At 43.6% G+C, this 19,229-nt stretch carries 17 protein-coding genes; 3 read left to right on the forward strand and 14 right to left on the reverse strand.

Features of this window, described 5'->3' with window-relative positions; genetic code table 11:
- Positions 1-45: 45 nt before the first annotated feature.
- Complete coding sequence (locus MKX41_RS20210; RefSeq protein ID WP_042191749.1) at positions 46-1,644, reverse strand: peptide chain release factor 3; 1,599 nt, start codon at positions 1,642-1,644, stop codon at positions 46-48.
- A gap of 1,036 nt (positions 1,645-2,680) precedes the next feature.
- The gene (gene zwf / locus MKX41_RS20215) at positions 2,681-4,231 is read right to left on the reverse strand and encodes a glucose-6-phosphate dehydrogenase (protein ID WP_042191750.1); all 1,551 of its coding nucleotides are present in this window, start codon (positions 4,229-4,231) and stop codon (positions 2,681-2,683) included.
- A gap of 353 nt (positions 4,232-4,584) precedes the next feature.
- Here zwf and MKX41_RS20220 point away from each other — a divergent pair, with 353 nt between their 5' ends.
- From MKX41_RS20220 to MKX41_RS20230, 3 genes are read left to right on the forward strand one after another with little or no spacing between them, the layout of a single operon-like run.
- Positions 4,585-6,012 carry a spore germination protein gene (locus MKX41_RS20220; RefSeq protein WP_340972814.1) on the forward strand — a complete coding sequence of 476 codons (1,428 nt, stop codon included), beginning with the start codon at positions 4,585-4,587 and terminating at the stop codon, positions 6,010-6,012.
- A gap of 32 nt (positions 6,013-6,044) precedes the next feature.
- Entirely contained in the window at positions 6,045-7,139 is a 1,095-nt protein-coding gene (locus MKX41_RS20225; RefSeq protein WP_340972816.1) for a GerAB/ArcD/ProY family transporter, read from the forward strand.
- Positions 7,136-8,263: a Ger(x)C family spore germination protein gene (locus MKX41_RS20230; protein WP_340972818.1), complete on the forward strand. Its 1,128-nt coding sequence runs from the start codon at positions 7,136-7,138 to the stop codon at positions 8,261-8,263. Before MKX41_RS20225 ends, MKX41_RS20230 begins: the two co-directional genes overlap by 4 nt.
- An 18-nt stretch (positions 8,264-8,281) precedes the next feature.
- On the opposite strand, the gene MKX41_RS20235 is transcribed toward MKX41_RS20230, so the two are convergent.
- The 12 genes from MKX41_RS20235 to MKX41_RS20290 all read right to left on the reverse strand — a co-directional run bounded on the left by MKX41_RS20235 (position 8,282) and on the right by MKX41_RS20290 (position 19,182).
- Entirely contained in the window at positions 8,282-9,091 is an 810-nt protein-coding gene (locus tag MKX41_RS20235) for a YwmB family TATA-box binding protein (protein WP_340972819.1), read from the reverse strand.
- A gap of 162 nt (positions 9,092-9,253) precedes the next feature.
- Positions 9,254-9,907: a response regulator gene (locus MKX41_RS20240; protein WP_179085807.1), complete on the reverse strand. Its 654-nt coding sequence runs from the start codon at positions 9,905-9,907 to the stop codon at positions 9,254-9,256.
- Between the two features lie 18 nt (positions 9,908-9,925).
- Positions 9,926-10,960 (reverse strand): sensor histidine kinase, encoded by a 1,035-nt coding sequence (locus MKX41_RS20245; RefSeq protein ID WP_042191761.1) that lies wholly within the window; start codon positions 10,958-10,960, stop codon positions 9,926-9,928.
- 30 nt (positions 10,961-10,990) lie between these two features.
- A complete protein-coding gene (gene liaF / locus MKX41_RS20250) occupies positions 10,991-11,638 on the reverse strand; it encodes a cell wall-active antibiotics response protein LiaF (RefSeq protein ID WP_042191763.1) in 648 nt (215 codons plus the stop codon).
- A 169-nt stretch (positions 11,639-11,807) separates the two neighbouring features.
- On the reverse strand, positions 11,808-12,512 hold the full coding sequence (locus tag MKX41_RS20255) for a PspA/IM30 family protein (protein WP_042191765.1): 705 nt from the start codon (positions 12,510-12,512) through the stop codon (positions 11,808-11,810).
- Positions 12,513-12,515: 3 nt separating this feature from the next.
- On the reverse strand, positions 12,516-12,983 hold the full coding sequence (locus tag MKX41_RS20260; RefSeq protein ID WP_042194525.1) for a PspC domain-containing protein: 468 nt from the start codon (positions 12,981-12,983) through the stop codon (positions 12,516-12,518).
- A gap of 4 nt (positions 12,984-12,987) precedes the next feature.
- Positions 12,988-13,665: a PspA/IM30 family protein gene (locus MKX41_RS20265; protein ID WP_042130994.1), complete on the reverse strand. Its 678-nt coding sequence runs from the start codon at positions 13,663-13,665 to the stop codon at positions 12,988-12,990.
- A 44-nt stretch (positions 13,666-13,709) separates the two neighbouring features.
- Positions 13,710-14,012, reverse strand: coding sequence for a LiaF transmembrane domain-containing protein (locus tag MKX41_RS20270; protein ID WP_076285318.1), 303 nt, complete (start codon positions 14,010-14,012; stop codon positions 13,710-13,712).
- Between the two features lie 226 nt (positions 14,013-14,238).
- On the reverse strand, positions 14,239-15,264 hold the full coding sequence (locus MKX41_RS20275) for a sensor histidine kinase (protein WP_340972822.1): 1,026 nt from the start codon (positions 15,262-15,264) through the stop codon (positions 14,239-14,241).
- Between the two features lie 2 nt (positions 15,265-15,266).
- Positions 15,267-15,944, reverse strand: a complete 678-nt coding sequence (locus tag MKX41_RS20280) for a response regulator transcription factor (protein WP_340972824.1) — start codon at positions 15,942-15,944, stop codon at positions 15,267-15,269.
- A gap of 65 nt (positions 15,945-16,009) precedes the next feature.
- The gene (locus MKX41_RS20285; RefSeq protein WP_340972825.1) at positions 16,010-18,508 is read right to left on the reverse strand and encodes an ABC transporter permease; all 2,499 of its coding nucleotides are present in this window, start codon (positions 18,506-18,508) and stop codon (positions 16,010-16,012) included.
- Positions 18,508-19,182: an ABC transporter ATP-binding protein gene (locus MKX41_RS20290; protein WP_076285322.1), complete on the reverse strand. Its 675-nt coding sequence runs from the start codon at positions 19,180-19,182 to the stop codon at positions 18,508-18,510. The genes MKX41_RS20285 and MKX41_RS20290 overlap by 1 nt, the downstream gene beginning before the upstream one ends.
- Between the last annotated feature and the right edge of the window lie 47 nt (positions 19,183-19,229).

Below are 19,229 nucleotides of genomic sequence, written 5' to 3' on the forward strand. Positions count from 1 at the left end.
AAAGCGGAGGTTTTTATTAACAATCAGAAAGTTGTAGCTTCCTTACTATAGCAATGCTTTTGGAGCCATCTCTAGGAACGTAGCTGTCGGGTTCTTATCCATCGCTGTCCGCATAGCATATTCATTCTCGAACAATACGACAAAATTGCCCTTCTTATCTGTAACGAGCGTAGAGTTAATACGGAACTTACTCGCATCCGGTTTAGCCTCATCTACGATCCAACGCGCGAACTGGTATGGCATACGCTGCAACTGAACATCCACACCATATTCACCCTTCATGCGGTACTCGAACACTTCAAACTGCAGTTGTCCAACTACACCGAGCAGAATATCGTCAAAGTTAACCGTACGGAATACTTGAATCATACCCTCTTCAGTCAGCTGATCGACACCCTTTTGGAACTGCTTCGATTTCAAAGCATTTTTAATACTCACTTTAGCAAAAATCTCTGGTGAGAATGTTGGCAGCTCATCGAATTCCAAATCTCCGGCCTGACTCAGTGTATCTCCAATTCTAAAAATACCTGGATCAAACAACCCGATAATATCTCCCGGATAAGCTTCCTCTACGATATCACGGTCTTGCGCTAAGAATTGTTGCGGCTGGGCCAGCTTAATGTCCTTACCCGCACGTACATGCTTCACGCTCATACCTCGTTCGAACTTCCCGGACACAATACGCAGGAAAGCAATCCGGTCACGGTGAGCCGGGTTCATATTGGCTTGGATTTTGAACACATAGCCAGTAAACTTCTCGTTCATTGGTTCTACCAAACCTGTAGTACTACGGCGTGGTTCAGGCTTCGGTGCCAGATCCAAGAAGTTATCGAGGAAAGTCTGTACGCCGAAATTGTTGATTGCACTACCAAAGAACACAGGTGTGAGTTCACCACTTAGTACTTTTTCATAGTCAAAAGCATCGCCTGCTACATCCAGCAGCTCCAGATCCTGACACAGTTGATCATGCAGATATTCCCCAGCCATTTCACGAATGATTGGATCACGATATCCGTCAACCTTTTGCACCTTGATTACGGAGTGATCGTCACCTTGGAACAGCTCCACCTGATTCTTCATCCGGTCATATACGCCGCACAGCTCACGTCCACTACCAATCGGCCAGTTCATAGGCACAGAGCGAATACCCAGTACCTGCTCCAGCTCTTCCATTAGATCAAACGGACTGCGTCCTTCACGGTCCAGCTTATTGATAAAAGTAAAGATTGGAATCCCACGTTTAGCACATACCTGAAACAGCTTGGTCGTTTGGGTTTCCACACCTTTTGCCACGTCGATAAGCATGACCGCACTATCCGCTGCTGTTAGTGTACGGTAGGTGTCCTCACTAAAGTCTTGGTGACCCGGTGTATCCAAAATATTCACGCGGTGATTCAAATAATCAAATTGCATCACAGAGGAAGTAACAGAAATCCCCCGTTGCTTTTCAATTTCCATCCAGTCACTCGTTGCATGCTTGTTCGCCTTACGGGCCTTAACCGTTCCCGCCAGACGGATAGCACCACCGAATAACAGTAGTTTTTCCGTTAAAGTTGTTTTACCCGCATCCGGGTGGGAAATGATCGCAAAGGTTCTGCGTCTGTCCACTTCCTTTTGCAGCTTCTGATCTATTGCTTTGTTCATTACACATATCCCTTCATATATAAAATTCCTGCTTCTGCTTCAATTACACTGGGGTTATCTTCAAATCGGTGCTCTGCTCATCGTTCATACCCCTTCATTTCTGAATGAATAGCTATCTTAGGTCTAGCTCCAGTCCGCTTCAAGTGAAAGCATCCTCTAAAGTATATCAAAATCCGGCAGACATTATCTACTAAAAAGCTTTTGCAGCAAAATATCTCCCAAATCAGGTCTATATCCTGTTCACCAGTTCCAATAGCTCAAGATGAAAAACGCCTGACTGCGTCCTTATTGCACTTATTCCCTAATAACAAGCCCATTCACGGGTGATTCAGGGCAGATAACAGCGCTAGCTCGTTTACGTTACCGGAGGCACACTATATTCGGTTTTTCGCATACATTTGGCTCGTTTACGTTACTGGCGGCACATTGTATTCGGTTTTTCGCATACATTTGGCTCGTTTACGTTACTGGCGGCACATTGTATTCGGTTTTTCGCATACAATCGGCTCGTTTACGTTACCGGCGGCACATTATATTCGGTTTTTCGCATACATTTGTCCGTAAGCTCGACTAAAACATGTATTTCGGAGGATAAGGTCCGTTCGGTCGTCCCAAAGAGGTGTGTGTTAATTGAAAACAGGGCTCCCCATGGCCCCCCGTTGAATATAGGCCCCTCCCTTGATTTCATTTCACATTTCTCCGCAGTCTCTTATAGTAAAATAGTTGTATTTCCTATACTTATAAGAAGTATTAGCATTTCCAATCGCCTTTAGTTGTATTTGATGCAATTAAAAATTCAATGTGCTAGCTTTTCGGCCTTATGCGGAGAAAATAGTTGCAGAGAATACACTTAAAAGACTAATTTCCACCCAATATGTGATTTTAATTGTACAAAGTGCAATTATTTAAAAAATGCTCCTGTCGCCCGAGCGGCATTTGGAGCCAGAGTGGCCTGGGGAGGCTGAGTGTTCTCTAATCTCAGCATTACAAAAAATCTCCCTGCATCCTCTGCAGGGAGATAGCATTAACGCAAAGTTTAGTTATTCTTCAGCCATACTACATTATCTTCTTCTTGACCGTTTACCGGCCACCAATGGAAGCCATCCTGAGCAAGCAATTGATCCGCTTCAACCGGACCCCAAGTGCCAGCAGGATAAGCAGATAGATCACTCGACTCTTCCTTCCAAGCCTTCGCAATACGATCCACGAACGACCATGCCGACGATACCTCATCCCAACGAGTGAAATAAGTGGAATCTCCACGTGCCGCGTCATGAAGCAAACGCTCGTAAGCTTCCGGGGAATTGATTCCAACCAAGCAGCTCTGACAGAAGTCCATAGCTAGTGGTTGAATTTCAGACTCGGAACCCGGCTTCTTGGCATTAATCTTTACATAAATGCCTTCCATAGGGTTCACACGGATAACAAGCAGGTTAGGCTCCAGCGTATGCTTTTGTCCCAAATAAACATTGGTTGGCATTCCCTTGAACTCAACTACCACTTCCGTTGTCTTCACCGGTAGACGTTTACCTGTACGAATATAGAAAGGAACTCCAGCCCAGCGGAAGTTATCTACAAACACACGGGCAGCAAAATACGTCTCAGTACTCGATTCAGGATCAACCTTATCTTCCTGACGATAAGCAGGAAGGGTCTTTCCATTATGCAAGCCTTGAATATACTGTGCTCTCACGACGTTCTCACGAACCTCGTCAGATGTACCATAAGGACGAAGTGAACGAAGTACCTTCACCTTCTCGTCACGAATATCTTCTGCAAGCAGACGGCTTGGTGGTTCCATTGCAATCATAGTCAGCAGTTGCAATATATGATTCTGGCCCATATCCCGTAACGCTCCAGCATGGTCATAATAACCACCACGCTCTTCAACACCTACGGTTTCGCCAAGTGTAATTTGAATATTGGCAATATGCTTATTATTCCAAAGCGGCTCGAAAAAAGCATTTGCAAAACGAATGACTTCAATATTTTGAACCATTTCTTTACCAAGATAATGATCGATCCGGTAGATCTCCTCTTCCTTGAACACCTCACGGATCTGCTCGTTCAGCTGCTCAGCTGATTCCAGATTATATCCAAAAGGCTTCTCGATGACGAGGCGATTCCAACCTGTGCTATCCAGCATGCCGCCAGCCTTAAGGTTGAACGAGACACTGCCGAATAATTCAGGTGCCAGCGCAAGATAGAACATCCGATTGCCCGGAATTCTGAACTTCTCTTCAAGAGCTTCTGTTTGAGCTCTTAATTCACGGAAGCCATCAATATCGTTGATGTCCAGAGATTTGTATTCAAAATGCTGTACAAACTCATTCCATTCATTCTCTTCTCCCGCTTTATAACGGCAGAATTCAAGGATGGATTCCTTCACATCACTTCTAAATTCTTCCTGAGTACGCGGGCGCCGCGCCACGCCAATTACCGCAAAATCATGTGCCAGCTTACCTTCACGGTACAAGCTGTAAATCGCCGGGAAAAGCTTACGCCGGGCTAAATCTCCGGTTGCCCCAAAGATAAAAAAGACAGCACCGGGTGTGTGCAGTGCATCAAGGGTTTGATTTTCAGCCATGGCTCCTCATCTTTCTGTATGTAATATAGTTTATTGACATTCTCAGCGTCGAGAAAACGACGTTATGTCATTTTAGCATATTCCTAAAAAGGATGCTATCACATTCCTGACAAATACTCTCGGGATTTCGCAAATTTCAATTAAAATTTCTTATTACTATTTTACTTCATCTTATTAAACTATCTATATTGACGAAGTGTTTGTCACTTTATCCATTAATATAAGTGAATCGTTTTGTTTCTCAAGCTGTGCAGACGAACCACCTATACCAATTAGTTACTTTCATTCAGGAATATTCTGCAAATCATCCGGGAACGTTAAAAGAAAAAAATTCGAAAGTCGAGCGCCCTTTAATGACTAACAAAACTCAGATCTCATTCACTACTGTAGATCAAAATGCCGATTACATCGAAGCAGCCTTGTTCTATACAGATGATCTCAAAAAAAGAACAATATCCTTTAACGGATCTGAAGGAATTCTCTTTTATCTGGAGTCCGTGGCAGACACAGAACTGATTGAGCGGAATGTGATTGCTCCCATTGACAATAACAAAGACAAAGAGCTTTCCAAACTATTTACAACGCTCAGCTTCGGTATGGAAACAGAACTAACCAACGGCATTCAGGGACTTATTAACGGCGGATGCCTCTACTTTGTAGAAGGACTATCTGAATTTTATATCTTCTCCACTCCTGTCAAGCACGAACGAACCATAACCGAACCTTTAAATGAAGCAGTTATTCGGGGGCCGCATAACGGTTTTATTGAAGATATGACGGTTAACTTATACCAGATTCGTAAACAAATCACCACTCCAAACCTTACTATTCGCTACTTCACTCTTGGGAAAATCGCTCCCAAAAAGGTAGCTTTAATCTATATGGAGAACCTTGCCAATCCTGAATTGGTAAAAAAAGTAGAGTCTAGAATTAAAAAAATCACTCTTGATTCGGTGCTCTCCACCGGCTTTATTCAGGAATTAACGGAGGATAATTCGTACTCTATATTTCCGCAACATATCAATACAGAGCGTCCAGACCTTACCTCCTTCTACTTGCTGAAAGGATACGTCACAATCCTGCTGGATGGAGATCCCACAGCTCTGATTGTACCTGCCAGCTTCTTTACCTTCTATCAGACGCCGGATGACTATAGCAATCGATGGCTTATTGCCTCTTTTGTCCGCTTTATCCGTCTAATTGGTTTTATAACAGCATTTCAACTGCCCGCGCTCTATATTGCCACCGTTTCTTATCACTCCAGTGTCCTTCCCTTGCAATTGTTTTTTACGATTCAAGGTTCACTGACCCGGATCCCATTTCCTCCGTTGGTTGAAGCAATGCTGCTTGAACTCATATTCGAATTGCTGCGGGAGGCGGGGCTCCGTCTGCCCAGCCGTGTAGGTCAAACCATTGGGATTGTAGGCGGTTTGGTCATCGGGGATGCCATTGTTAAAGCTGGATTGGTCTCTTACACAATGATCATCGTTGTTGCATTGACTGCCATATCATCCTTTCTCATCCCTTCCAACGAGATGAGCTCCGCTATCCGATTTATGCGGTTTCCACTTATGGTTGCGGCCTCTTTGTTCGGATATATTGGGATATCATTTGGTTTGACACTTATTTTTGTACATTTGTGTAAGCTTGAATCTTTTGGACAACCTTACCTTACACCGCTAAGCCCGATAAATATTCAAGGCTTGAAAGACACCTTTTTGCGCCTTCCGATATGGTCCATCCGCAAGAATACAAGCAAATCAGGGGCAGAAGAAGAATAATCATTTAATCTGAACTGACAGGAGTTACAACAATGACTCAAAAAGAAAAAATGATAACAAGGGGGCAGCTTTTTTGTTTTATGGTTCAAGCCCAAATTGGGGTTGGCATTCTGTCTCTTCCCTTCAAGCTTAACGAAGCGGCCCAGGGTGGAGGAGCACTCTCTGTTTTGATTGCGGGCATCATTACCCAACTTTTTATCATTCTTCTATGGGTTCTGCTGAAAAATTTTCCCGGACTCAACTTATTTTCTATATGCTTAAAGCTCGGAGGTCCAATTATCGGCAGGATACTTATAATTGCTTACATCGGCTATTTTATTCTGCTAGGCTCCAATATTATGTTCAGTGCGGTAGAGGTTCTGCAGAGGTGGATGCTGCAATCCACACCAAGATGGGCAATATTAGCCCTTTTCTCGATCATGACTATCTATTTGGCAAGGGAAAAGCTTACAGTATTGGCCAGATTCTTTACACTGGCAACAGTTCTCTTTGTCCCGCTTATCCTATTTGTCAGCTACGGTTTAACTCAAGCCCATCTGGAATTTATGCTCCCCCTTTTGGAGAACGGGTTCTGGAATATCATGAAGGGAGTACAGGATTCAACTATATCTATGTATGGTTTCGAAATGATGCTGATCGTCTATCCGCTTTCCGAAGGTACAAATAAACAAAGATTAATAACCATTAGTTTAGCCAGTGGGTTTGTAACCCTGCTCTATGTCTTCGTGGTCTCTACCTGTCTAATGGTATTTAACTCCGAGCAAATCAAAATGATACCCGAGCCCGTCATCTACTTAGTAAAATCTCTTAACTTTTATATCGTGGACCGTGCAGATATCTTGTTTCTGCCGATCTGGGCCGTTACGCTTGTTTGTTCTATTGTTAGCTACTGCTACGCAGCATCCATTGGACTCAGTGTTTTATTTAGTCGAAAAAGCCATAAACGTTTTACTCCTTTTGTAAAAATCATTTCATTTATGATTGCACTTGCACCTGTAACTCCTGCTGGTGCTCATCTTTTTGATACAGTTACAACCTATGCAGCCTATGTGTTTATTGCCGGATTTTCGATGGTATTACTGATGCTTTCCCTATTTATGAAGAGAAAGTCAGGTGGTTCTGCATGAAGTTTGATATGAAATTCAAGTCACATGTACTTTTAATTACCCTTATTTCCATCTGCCTTACTGGATGTTGGGACCGGGAATATTTGAAAGACCTGCATCTGGCTTATTGTGCAGCAATTGATTATACAGAGAATGGAGAGGTCAAAGAAACCATCGAATTAATCATTCCGCCCGATATTGAGCAAAGCGCTACCAAGAACGAAATCCATTCGAGTTTCGGACCGACCGTGCGCAATGCGAGCGATCAATTGCGAAATAAAGTCAGGGGAAACATTAGATTTATTAAATATGGCTTTGAGCTTATGGGAAGGACTACGGCTGAGAAAGGCCTGTACCCTATTCTGGATGTGAATTACAGGGATCCAAGCAATCCGACATCCAACGTTCGGCTAATTATTACGGAAGGTGAAGCTTCCCAAATTCTTGAACAAAAAAAGGTTGGGGAATTACAGATCGGTGAATTCCTTAAGCAAAAGATCGATAGTCTGGAAGAAATGAGTATTTTTCCAAAAGAAACGGCAGATACCGTGTTCCGCTCCCTGATGGATCCAGGGCATGACTTTGCTCTTCCATATCTAGGCAGAGATGGGGGCGAAATAATCACGAAAGGGGTAGCTCTTTTTCATGATCAGAATTACAGCGGAATGTTGAACCCCGATCAGTCAATCATGATGGTTCTGTTGATGGGACAAAAGGGGAAAAATGCCCGCTTCACTAAGAAACTTGATTTGGGACATTCCGATGATATTCGGAATTTCATTACTATTAATGTGGGTTCAAAAAAAATAAAGCGGCAATTCAAGGTAACCATTGCTGATGATGAAAGCATTGATGTAAATTTGGGCTTGGAGCTGCAAGCCGTCGTAGAAGAGTTTACAGATGTACTTGACGAGAAAGAACTTAAAAAAGTCAGTCAAGATCTTTCGGATTTGCTTACAAAGGAAGCCAAGACAGTTGTTAATGAAATCCAAAAGGCAAACTGTGATATCTTTGGTGTAGGAAGAAAACTTATTGCTTATCATCACAATGTCTGGAGCAACAAAAATTGGTCTGAGGATTACCGGAAAGTAAAATTCCATACCAAGGTTGATGTTAAAATTGTAAGTACGGGCATTCTACAATAGATCCTTGATTGGTCTTTTTCAATATTCTATTGTTATTAATGGTAATCCAATCGTAACGCGGCTGCTGCCCTCTTTTGCATCCTGATGAATAGCTGCCTGTAGGACTACCTCGTGGTTTCCGCTGATTACGGAATGCAACAATGCCGATGTACTATAAGTATGGCTGGCTGTTGTTTCGTCTTCGTAGCTTTCCTGTACTTTAAGATCGGGCAGCTGTGCGTACATATTCTGCTCCGTTAACAGTAGAGCCTTCTGAGGGTGCTCCTGCTCCTTCGCAGCCCCCTGAAGCGAGGTATTCCATTCCGCTGTGATGCCGATCTTCTGTAGTTTCGCACCAGCTTCTTCTGCTTCAGCTTGCAGATCCGGAGTATTTAACAAATCAGGTGTCTCCAGGGTTACAATCACATAACTACGTCCGTTTCCAAGCTCACTCCAGAACATGGTGGTTTGGAAACCGGCTCTGTCGGCGGCCGAACGGTAAGTAAGATGTTCCCCCCCGTCTTCCCGGCTTGTTTCTCCCAACCCAAGATCATCGGATAGGTTAGTTGCAGTGACACCAGCCTCTAGACCATCACCATTGAATTCTCCCTGCCATTTTAAAACTAAACGAAGAGGGGAGCCGGGTACTGTAACACTTTTACCAAGGGAGGTCAGGAGAGGAAGTGACTTTTTCAATTGGGCGATCTGGCTCTCTTTTTCACCTTCGCCCCGAAAACCTGCCAAAAGTAACGCTGTACAGCATAGAATCAATACCAGCAACGTTCCTTTAATACCGCTTTTTCGGCCTGCACCATGTCTCTTTCCCTTACTTTCTTCCACATACCCCACAATCCAACACCCTCTCAATCCGGTCTATTAATCTACTAAACAGGATGTCCGCTTTACAAGATTTTATACGGAGACAAGTATTTTCATATACTCGTGCACACAAAAAAACCAGCCCTTCTTACTCTGGCCAGTTCTTGTACTCACACCAATTGGGATATCCAATTATTCAGCTAGTCCATTTTTATATGCATAAATTGCTGCTTGGGTCCGGTCTTCCACACCCAGCTTCGCGAGAATATTCGTTACATGAAATTTCACAGTCTTGATCCCAATAATTAGTTGGTCCGCGATATCCTGATTCGATTTACCTTGCGCCAGCAGGCGTAATACTTCCATCTCGCGCTCCGTAAGCTCTTTATAAGCAGGGGATTCACCCTTTGCATTGTTTCGAAAACGATTCATCATTTTAGAGGCGACCTGTGACTCCAGTACAGACTGGCCTCTTGCCGCAGCGCGTATGGCATCTGCCACTTCACTAGCTCGTGAGGTCTTTAGTAGATAACTGAACGCACCTGCTTCAATCACCGGATACATTTTTTCATCATCCAGATAGCTTGTCAACACAATAACTTTGATTTCGGGATACTGCTTCATTAAGTGTTTGGTCGTTTCAATCCCATCCATCCCATCCATTACGAGATCCATCAGGACTACATCCGGATTGTACTCTTGTGCCAGGCGGATACCTTCTTCCCCACTTCCAGCTTCCCCTACGACTTCAATTCCGTCTTCAGTACCTAGAACAGCAGCTAGTCCGATCCGCACCATTTCATGATCATCTACAAGCAATACCTTAATGGCTTCCTCCATCTCCATGGTCACTCTTTCCTCCTATTATTCATTGACTAACGGAACGGTAATTTCAATCCGCATTCCTTTACCCGGAGCGGTAATAAACTGAATGGAACCTCCGATTTCATTCATCCGCTCCTGCATATTCGACAAACCGTAGGAAGTTTGTTTACTATCATCCAATTCAAAACCAATCCCATCATCACGGAGCGTCAAACGAACCGTATCTCCTCGCCGATGCAGCCTGATTTCCATCTTTTCTGCTTTCGCATGACGAAGCGTATTGGAGATTGCCTCCTGCACAATACGGAATAAGTGATTCTCTACCCCTTTTAGCAATTGTACATCAGGGTCCATCTCAAACACGATTTCAATCGGAACCTTAACCTTAAGTTCCTTGATCAACTCCTGCAGCCCCTGCTCTAATCCCTTACCTTCCAAATAAACAGGTCTTAAATGAAGCAATAGTGCTCTCATCTCTGATTGGGCTACAGCAGACATTTCTTCGATAAGTGCAATTTGCCGTTGCGCCTTGTCAAAATCCTTCTCCAGCGTCCGGCCTACAGCCGTGGCGGTCATAGAGATCGCGAACAACTGCTGTGAGACTGCATCATGCAATTCACGCGCAAGCCGCTGGCGCTCTTCCATAATAGCAGATACTCGTGCTTGCTCCGCGAGCTTCGCGTTATTTGTAGACAATCGCTGCAGTGTTGTCACTTGGTTTTCCCATTTTCCACTAATTCGGCCTAATTGTTCTCCGAGCCTTCCCAACTCATCGTCACCCAAGTCAGGCATAGATAGCGTTAAGTTTCCCTTCTCCCACAATACGAGAGTTTCTCTCAGGCGTTCCAACTTTCGCTTTACTCGGAAGCTCTGATAGAAACCAAAGCCAACCCCGAACCCCATGGGCAGCAGAATTAGAGTAAATGCCGTGCGTAATCCAATCATCCAGCTTTCAAAAGGCTTTAAATAGCCATATGTATACATGGTGTACAATATCACAAGCAGCATGACAAAAGAGAACAGAGCCCCCTCACCCATACTGCGTGACATCATATTTTTGTTCTTTTTATCCATACGGGGACCCTCCCTTCTGTATCAAACTAATCAGGATAATCGCACATCCAAATCTCCCATCAAATAAGACACACTAAACTTTACCTTATATTCACTGCTCTCATAGTTAGGGGACTTCCAATTCAGACGGTTTAGCATACCAGTGTCGCGCCCATTACCGAATTCAATCGATCCAAAAAGCACAAAGGCTTCTATTTCTACACCATAATCATCTGACAATTGAATGTCCATATCACCAAAGATTCCTTGAAACAGCATAACCGTTTCCTTTTGCTCCGCCATAGCCAGTGAAAGATCAAGATCGGCCTCTCCAAGGATATGCCATGAGCTGAGGCTATGCATCACCCAGGGTGAGCGATCCCAGTCAAATCTAGACGAAAAGTTTTGCTTCTGCATAAACCCTTCCTTACGCTGAACTCTTTTGGATTTAGTAAAAAACATCCCCAATGAAATCAAACAAATCCCCAGCACGAGCACCAAATGATCCAGCAAAAGTAATATAGCGCCAATCCCGAGCAGCTTATAACCCTGCTTCACTTTTCCTGACGTCGTGCGGTAGACCCCTAGGAACAGGAATAGAAGCGCGACAATGGAGAAAAAGCCGAGCCATCTACCAAAAATCATCATGCAGCCAACACCGATCAGTCCGATGGCAATCAAACGGTTTCGTTTATCCATTTCGCACCTCCCAAAAGTTTTGCGTAGCAAAACTAACTTTGTAAGCAAAACTACAACCATCAATATATTATAGCCAGCCGCTACAAAAGCCATATCGGTATGGAGATCCATACCGTATGGCTTCTTCTTGTCCAGCATATCATATCTACTTAAGTTTTAGGAACAGGATTTATTCTTCTTTTTTGTTTAAAGAAGGAGCAGCCGGTGTATCATTCAGCTTGCTTCTCAGTGCAGCCAGTTGCTCATCCACTTTCAGTTGCTTCTCAACATCGACTGGTTTAGTGTAGGCAGCGGATGGGCTGTAAGGTGCACGCATTACATCTGCTTCTGCTTCAAGCTGCATAATCTTCTCTTCCATCCGGTGGAATCCGAGTGACGCACTGCCACTTTCGATGGAATGTACGCTGCTGATTTGCGTCATTTGTTTCTTCGCTTTAGCCATTTGAGCACGGGATACGAGCTCGTTACGCTTGTTGCGCAGCTTGTAGAATTCATCCTTCATATCATGCAGCTGCCCAACCAATTCCTTCGCTTGCACTTCAGCTTGAGCATGAAGATCGCTGTATTCCGCTTGTTTTTGATCGAAGTAGATTTTTTCTTCCAACAGCTTGCGAGTCACTTCTTCTTGGCCATTTTTCAGTGCCAATTCAGCTTGTGCTCCACGTTGTGCGGACATTTTTGCTGCTTCTTCCACGCGTTGTTTCATGCGGCGTTCGTTCGCCATTTGCTTGGCAACTGTAACTTCCGCTTCGTGGATTTCAGCCTCCATATCGCGCAGATATTGGTTAAGCATTACGATTGGGTCCTCTACCTTATCCAACAAGTCATTTACCGACGCCTTAGTCATATCTTTAATTCTTTGAAATACTCCCATGATTTACAATTCCCCTTTCTCATATTTAGACAGTTTTTGTTTGAGTTCTTCTACTTCTTTTTGTAAAGCCTTTTTCTCGATATCCTTCATCATCGCATCCAAACCGGAATCCGGAGCTGAATATGCGTTGTTCTTCTCAAAATTAGGATTGTAGTTAGGTTGGCGTCCATAAGGTCCATGTCCGCCATTAGCATGCGGTCCGTGTCCATGTTCCGGTCTACCTGAGTAAGGACCATCGAATGGGCCACCCGGTGCACCAGGGCCTGGTCCGAAAGGATTATAATGCGTAGGCTCCTTCGGAATGACCAACGCTGCAATGAAGTACACTGGAATCACGGCACCTCCTGTAAACGGAATGCTGACCAGTAACAGAATCCGGAATAGCGTGGAATCAATACCGAGTGTCTCAGATAATCCACCTGCAAGACCCGTCATCACTTTATCTCTAGTTGAACGATATAATCGACTCATAGCGCTACTCCTTTCCACCATTGTTCAGTTTCTCCTTTAAGCGAGCCATTTCTCTTTCGAGTACGGTTGCTACAGTCTCACCTGCTTGCACCGCATATTCCTGTCCCATGCGACGCACATCGCGCAAGCTCTTCGCTTCTAATTCCCAATCTGACATCCGATCTTCCAGACGTCCGAACATTTTGGGAACATCACCGCCGTTACCATAAGCACTTGCTCTTTGGTTCATACGTTGCTGCAGTCTCAGCGACTCCATACGTGCTGCGTAATACTGACGTTTGCTATAAACTGTCTGGTACTCTATTTTCAGCTCATTCAGCTGTCCCTCAAGTTCAAACAAGGATTGCTTACTTTGTTCTAGTAGCCCGCTGTACTGCTCCAACTTTTCCTCGTGAATGATCTTTTCTTGCAAAGCCAGCTTTGCAAGATGATCTTCTCCTGCCTTTAATGCGAGTAATGCCTGTTCCTCACGTTTATTTCTCATGGCAGTCGCTTGGTTCACTTGCTGTTGCAATTGCTTCGTATGGGAAGCGTATTGCTGATACAATCTTTCAGCTTCACTGATTTCCTCGCGAGTTGAATGTAGAAATTGATCAATTAGCTTCACAGGATCTTGGCTTTGCTCTAGACGTTCATTTAGATTAGCTACTGTAATATCCCTCATGCGACGAAAAACACTCATAATCTCCTGCTCCCTCCCTGCTTCTTGTTTAAGTACAATCCTTCTTAATAAGTACCATTTCTTCTACCCTTTAAAGCTGACACTCCCCATACGATCAACGCCACACCTAGAAGTGGTCCGATGATCCAGGAAAGCTTCGCGATCAGGGACATGACACCAATGAACATTAGTACCCAACCGATAACCTTGCGTCCACTCTTAATCCCATAGTACCCGAGAACAACCAGCAATACTGGGAACAGTAGTCTGAAAATACCGTGAATCAGAGGAAGCGCTAAACCGAGAAGCATTACCGCACCAATCACAATCAGCACAACCGCCAATCCGTTTCCTTGTCTTCTTTGCATTATTTTCTCACCGCCTTTCGTTGTCCTTAACCTTATAGCCTTATTCTAGAGCAATTCGCAGACTTTCAAAACAGACCAACGACGGTTTTTGGTACTGGACCTTAGTCGAGGTAGCTGTGCGACTGCAGACCACTATAGGGCTAGCAAAGCACTTTTCCTCAATGAAATAGCGACTTTAATGAGAAAAACCCCCAATTTAGGGGCTAAGCTTCGAGTACCTTCAGAATCAGCGTAACGGCAAAAATATAGAAAAAACACTTCCTTTACTTAACTCCGATCTCACTTTTATATATCCACCCTGCTCGGTCACAATTTTACGGGCTAAATAAAGGCCTATGCCAACACCTTCTGTTCCATTACATCCCGCTCCTCGGTAAAATCGTTTGAAAATGTCATTCATCTCAGCGACAGGAATTCCTATTCCACCATCAGCAATATCAATCCTTGCAAAAAGATCATATCTGCGAATCGTAATTCTAACACTGCAGGACCCGAGCGTATATTTCAGAGCATTATCGATGATGTTATAGATAGCTTCTCCCGTCCACTTGGGATCATGTTGCAGCTTAATCTCCTGATCCATTTCCAGTAAGATCTCTATATTCTTTTGCTCGGCTGCTGGAAATGCCTGTTTGATGGCTGACAGCACAGTATTCTCAAGATTATGCTTCTCCGCAGCATGAAGCTCTATAATACCGGATTCGAGCCGTGATAACTTGATCAGATTCTCCATAAGCCAAGACAGCTTCTCAATCTGACTACCCATATGGCGAGTAAATTCACTGCGTGTTTCAGCGGGGAGCCCTTCATCCATAAGAAGACTGTTATACATCCCTAAATTGGCTAAAGGGGTCTTCAGTTGATGAGAGATATCAGAGATCAATGTTTTGACTTCTTGACTCTCTTCACGGTAGCGCTGCTTCTGCGAAGACAACAGCTCAGATAATTGAATAACCTGATGCTGTAATTTAGAGAGGAGTGTATCCTCCTGCACCGGGAACATCTGAGTCATTTGTCCATTGATAAGATCTTGAATCAATCCCGACAATGAAGATAGCGTGTTTAGCATTTCTTTACGAAGCGCGAGCACAAAACTTATAAACAGCAGAGCCATCACGCTAATAAACACCACGCATCCAATAACTACATGCTTCTCAGGCATATAATAGATAAGCATAGATACAAACAACACAACGACTACTGCCAAAAGGGTGAACGAGCTCCAAATAATTTTTCTAAAAGGGTTCTTCATCCTTACTCTCCCCATGTGTAGCCAATACCGAATACAGTTTTAATGTATTGACAATCTTTAGGGTCATCCTCAATTTTGGCCCGTAGCCTACGAATATTTACGCTTAGCGTATTCTCATCCACGAAATTACCTTCTATATCCCATAGCTTCTCCAGCATTAACCTCCGAGTTAGAACCTGACCGCTATTCTTGGTTAAGATAGCAAGGAGACGATACTCATTGGTGGTTAGTTTTATCTCTTGTCCATATTTGTAAACCTTCATTTTGGCTGAGTTAATTGTAATATCCTTGTATTGAAACAGCTCTGAGCCACCATCAGTGCCTGTTCGTCGAAGAACAGCCTTAACACGCTGCAAAAGTACGACCATGCTAAATGGCTTCGCAATATAATCATCAGCTCCTAGCCCAAATCCAGCTACCATATCCTGCTCAGTATCGTTGGCAGTTAGAAATATAACCGGAATGGAACTCGTTCGCCGAATTTCCTGGCACAGTGCAAGACCACTCCCATCTGGGAGGTTAATGTCCAAAAGGACCAGACTGATGGTCTGATCCTGAATTCTAGAAGCCGCCTCCTGAAAAGAATAGGCCTGAATAATATTATAGTTTTCTTTTTCAAGCATGAACTTCAGCCCCTCGTTTAAGAGACGGTCATCCTCTACAATTAGAATGGTTGTCATTAAACTCACCTCTATACTTATCATTGTAACAAGCAGAGGAAGGCTACGCTGTTAATTAATTAGCTCTATTCCATTTGCCGCAGACGTTCCACAATGCTGTCCTTTTTGATTTGCTTATAAGCAATAAGCGGAACACTCAGGCAAACCGCAAAAACGAGTACAATCGCAATAGAAAGCGGAAGGGTTGGGAAGCTAAATACTGCATAAGTAGCCTCTTGGCTGAACAGGCTATAAGCACCGTAACTGATTAATGTGCCTATTGTTGAGATTAGCAGTGTCGATATGATCGCATAACCTGCCCCTTCAAACAGCAACAGCTTTCTCATCTGCTTAGAGGTCATCCCGATACTCTCCATCACTGCGAACTCCAGCTTCCGAGCTACAACCCCTGTATACATAATATTAACGTAATTCAAAATTCCAATCAGCGCTAGAATGAGCGCAATTCCGCCACCCATAATGTAAAAGGTTAGCTTAGCCGATTCCATGAACTTTTCCATATACAGCTTCGACTCCAGCTTCAGCTCACCATCTCCGCCGATGAGTCCTTCCAATTGATCGGTAATCGGCTTCCAGTCTTTTGGGTCAGCATTAATATACACTTTACTTATAAGTGGGTTTTTCATGTATTTCTCCATAGCAGTATGACTGATGTATACATTCGGAGCTACAAAATGTGACGACCCTAAAGAGCTGAAATCAGCAAGCCCTCCAATTTTAAACAATTGTGCTGCATCGCTATTTATAGGACTGATTTGAAAGTTATCTCCAATCTTAATACCAGCGAGACTAAAATTGTCCAGCAAGGCAATCTCACCCTTTTCAAAACGTTCCTTATCCACAGTGATTCCTAATTTTTCTTCCATCTTCTTAACCTGATCTGCATCTACCCCAATAACATGGGTCATTGAGAACATGCTTTGAGGCTCAGCCAATTGATCATCGGTAGGGCGATCTGTGTGATATGATTTTGCGAATTCATCCACATACTTACTGAATACCTCAGGATCATACTTGATCTGACCTATCCCACTATAAGCTTTAAAGACCTCTTTTACTCCCTTTATATCCTGAATTTCCTTGATCATATCCCCTGTAATCTTGGCTTTCTCTTCCCCCTCAAATCCAAAGAACATCGTTTGATTGGACAGCGTGAAATCGTTATCCATGTATTCAGCAATAAAATGATCTGTACTCATACTAAGCACAAGTGTATTGATCACCAGAAAAGTTGTCAGTCCCAGAAATAAAGAGAGAAACACAACCATCGCCCGTTTTTTCACTCTAAAAATATTACGCCAAGCCAGTCGGTGCAGCTTAGATCCGCCAGTTCCCCGCTTCGTCTTAGCTTTAACCATCGTCCCTGTATATCTCACCGCTTCTATTGGAGAAACTTTGCCAGCGATAGAGGCAGGTTTGATAGCGCTAAACATGGTGGTCATCCAAGCAAACAACGCAGCTCCAATAAAGATTAACGGGTGAAAAGAAATCACCACGCCCGTATCCAAATCCATTGTACTCATGGCCAGCGGCACCATTACGAAGGAAGTCACAGCTCCTGCGGCAAGTCCCAGTGGGATAGCGATAAGTGCTAACCGTGAAGCCTGTGCCCTAACTATTTTTTTAATCTGCCGTTGTGTAGTTCCTAGCGTTCTAAGCAGACCGTAGAACCTGGTATCCCGTGAGACAGAAATATAAAGCACATTATAAATCAATAAATATCCGCTCAACATAACAAATAATATAATTCCAGCGTAACCAATCAAAGTTGCTGTTCTATCCGAAGAGGTAGACGATTGGTTAGAGACAGGTTCAAGCTTTTGATTTTTTCCCAAAGGAATATCCTGTTGCAAACGTGAGATAAGTCCATCCGTATTTTTCTCATTAAATAGAATAGTGGCATTTTTGGGATTCTTAAGATCTACGCCATGAGCTGTAGCAAAAGCCCCCGATACCAGCATAGCTCCAGAATTTCCGGTACGAACATGACTGTAATCTGTAAACCATCCACTTAGTACGAAATTGCTACTTTGCTGAGATTTCACCCCATCACGGGTAAAAGAGTAAGTTAACGGCAAGCTCATACCAATCTGTGGATCATCCATCCCCATTGACTGTAATATCCATAAAGGAACGGCGATTTCATTTTCCTTATCTGGATAAGTTCCCTTTAGACCATCGATCACTGGCTTACGCATCTCTGTCCATTCTGTAGAGTCATACCAGAGCAGAGCTAAATTAAGATCTCCTATTTCTGGCGTATTGATCACATTACCTACTCTGGACTGGAGTCCGATGGTCTTAATATAGGAGAGTTCCTTTAACTTGTTCATTTGTTGTTCTGACGGGGAGGTTAAGTAGACATCAGCCATGGTTCCGTTTATTTTCAATTGCTGCATTTCGAAGGTCTTATAGTTGCTCAGTCCAATACTAAAAAAAGAAGTAATGAGCCAGGTAGTAAGCACGATGGCCAGAATCACAAAACGATTTCGGGTCCGATTGGCTTTCAGGCTTCTGCTCGTCAGCTTTTTAACAACGGGCTTATTACTGTTTGGAAACATCATCACAATGCCCCTCCAGTAATTTTACCGTCCTCTATCCGGATGGTCCGGTCTGCAAGCTGAGCAATCTCTTCATTATGAGTAATCATTAGAATCGTCTGATTAAACTGTCTGCTTGTTACTTTGAGTAATCCAATGACCTCCTGGCTAGTGATGCTGTCCAAGTTCCCTGTAGGTTCATCTGCTAGGATAATGGAAGGTTTAGCTGCCAAGGCCCGTGCGATGGCTACCCTTTGCTGCTGACCGCCTGAAAGCTGACCAGGGAGGTTGTCCAATTTTTGCGAAAGACCTAACGTATTCACAATATGATCCACGAAATCCTTGTCTATTTTGTTTCCATCCAGCTCTATGGGCAACACAATATTCTCGTATACATTAAGAATCGGCACTAGATTATAGTTCTGAAACACAAATCCGATCTTTCTTCTTCTAAATACCGTCAACTCATCATCCTTCATCCCAAAAATATTTTTACCATCTATGATCACCTGACCCTCTGTCGCCCGATCAAGCCCGCCTAGCATATGTAAGAGCGTTGATTTGCCACTTCCTGAAGTCCCGACAATCGCTATAAATTCACCGTTGTGTACCTTTACGTTAATACCATCCAGTGCCTTGACCAGGTTAGTACCCTTACCGTAATGTTTTGTGAGATTAATTGCACTGAGTACAGACATATTTCCCATCTCCATTCCGCTTTGTTATTCTACAACCCATTATATAG

The organism is Paenibacillus sp. FSL R5-0475, from assembly GCF_038004585.1.
GTDB lineage: Bacteria > Bacillota > Bacilli > Paenibacillales > Paenibacillaceae > Paenibacillus_AQ.

Excerpts from the sequence above, each read along its gene's own strand:
- MKX41_RS20255 (WP_042191765.1), bottom strand. The coding sequence starts at position 12,512 with ATGGGAGTATTTCAAAGAATTAAAGATATGACTAAGGCGTCGGTAAAT.
- zwf (WP_042191750.1), bottom strand. The coding sequence starts at position 4,231 with ATGGCTGAAAATCAAACCCTTGATGCACTGCACACACCCGGTGCTGTC.
- MKX41_RS20230 (WP_340972818.1), top strand. The coding sequence starts at position 7,136 with ATGAAGTTTGATATGAAATTCAAGTCACATGTACTTTTAATTACCCTT.
- liaF (WP_042191763.1), bottom strand. The coding sequence starts at position 11,638 with ATGGATAAACGAAACCGTTTGATTGCCATCGGACTGATCGGTGTTGGC.
- MKX41_RS20225 (WP_340972816.1), top strand. The coding sequence starts at position 6,045 with ATGACTCAAAAAGAAAAAATGATAACAAGGGGGCAGCTTTTTTGTTTT.
- MKX41_RS20265 (WP_042130994.1), bottom strand. The coding sequence starts at position 13,665 with ATGAGTGTTTTTCGTCGCATGAGGGATATTACAGTAGCTAATCTAAAT.
- MKX41_RS20285 (WP_340972825.1), bottom strand. The coding sequence starts at position 18,508 with ATGATGTTTCCAAACAGTAATAAGCCCGTTGTTAAAAAGCTGACGAGC.
- MKX41_RS20245 (WP_042191761.1), bottom strand. The coding sequence starts at position 10,960 with ATGGATAAAAAGAACAAAAATATGATGTCACGCAGTATGGGTGAGGGG.
- MKX41_RS20220 (WP_340972814.1), top strand. The coding sequence starts at position 4,585 with ATGACTAACAAAACTCAGATCTCATTCACTACTGTAGATCAAAATGCC.
- MKX41_RS20280 (WP_340972824.1), bottom strand. The coding sequence starts at position 15,944 with ATGACAACCATTCTAATTGTAGAGGATGACCGTCTCTTAAACGAGGGG.
- MKX41_RS20260 (WP_042194525.1), bottom strand. The coding sequence starts at position 12,983 with ATGAGTCGATTATATCGTTCAACTAGAGATAAAGTGATGACGGGTCTT.
- MKX41_RS20240 (WP_179085807.1), bottom strand. The coding sequence starts at position 9,907 with ATGGAGATGGAGGAAGCCATTAAGGTATTGCTTGTAGATGATCATGAA.
- MKX41_RS20290 (WP_076285322.1), bottom strand. The coding sequence starts at position 19,182 with ATGTCTGTACTCAGTGCAATTAATCTCACAAAACATTACGGTAAGGGT.
- MKX41_RS20210 (WP_042191749.1), bottom strand. The coding sequence starts at position 1,644 with ATGAACAAAGCAATAGATCAGAAGCTGCAAAAGGAAGTGGACAGACGC.
- MKX41_RS20270 (WP_076285318.1), bottom strand. The coding sequence starts at position 14,012 with ATGCAAAGAAGACAAGGAAACGGATTGGCGGTTGTGCTGATTGTGATT.
- MKX41_RS20275 (WP_340972822.1), bottom strand. The coding sequence starts at position 15,264 with ATGAAGAACCCTTTTAGAAAAATTATTTGGAGCTCGTTCACCCTTTTG.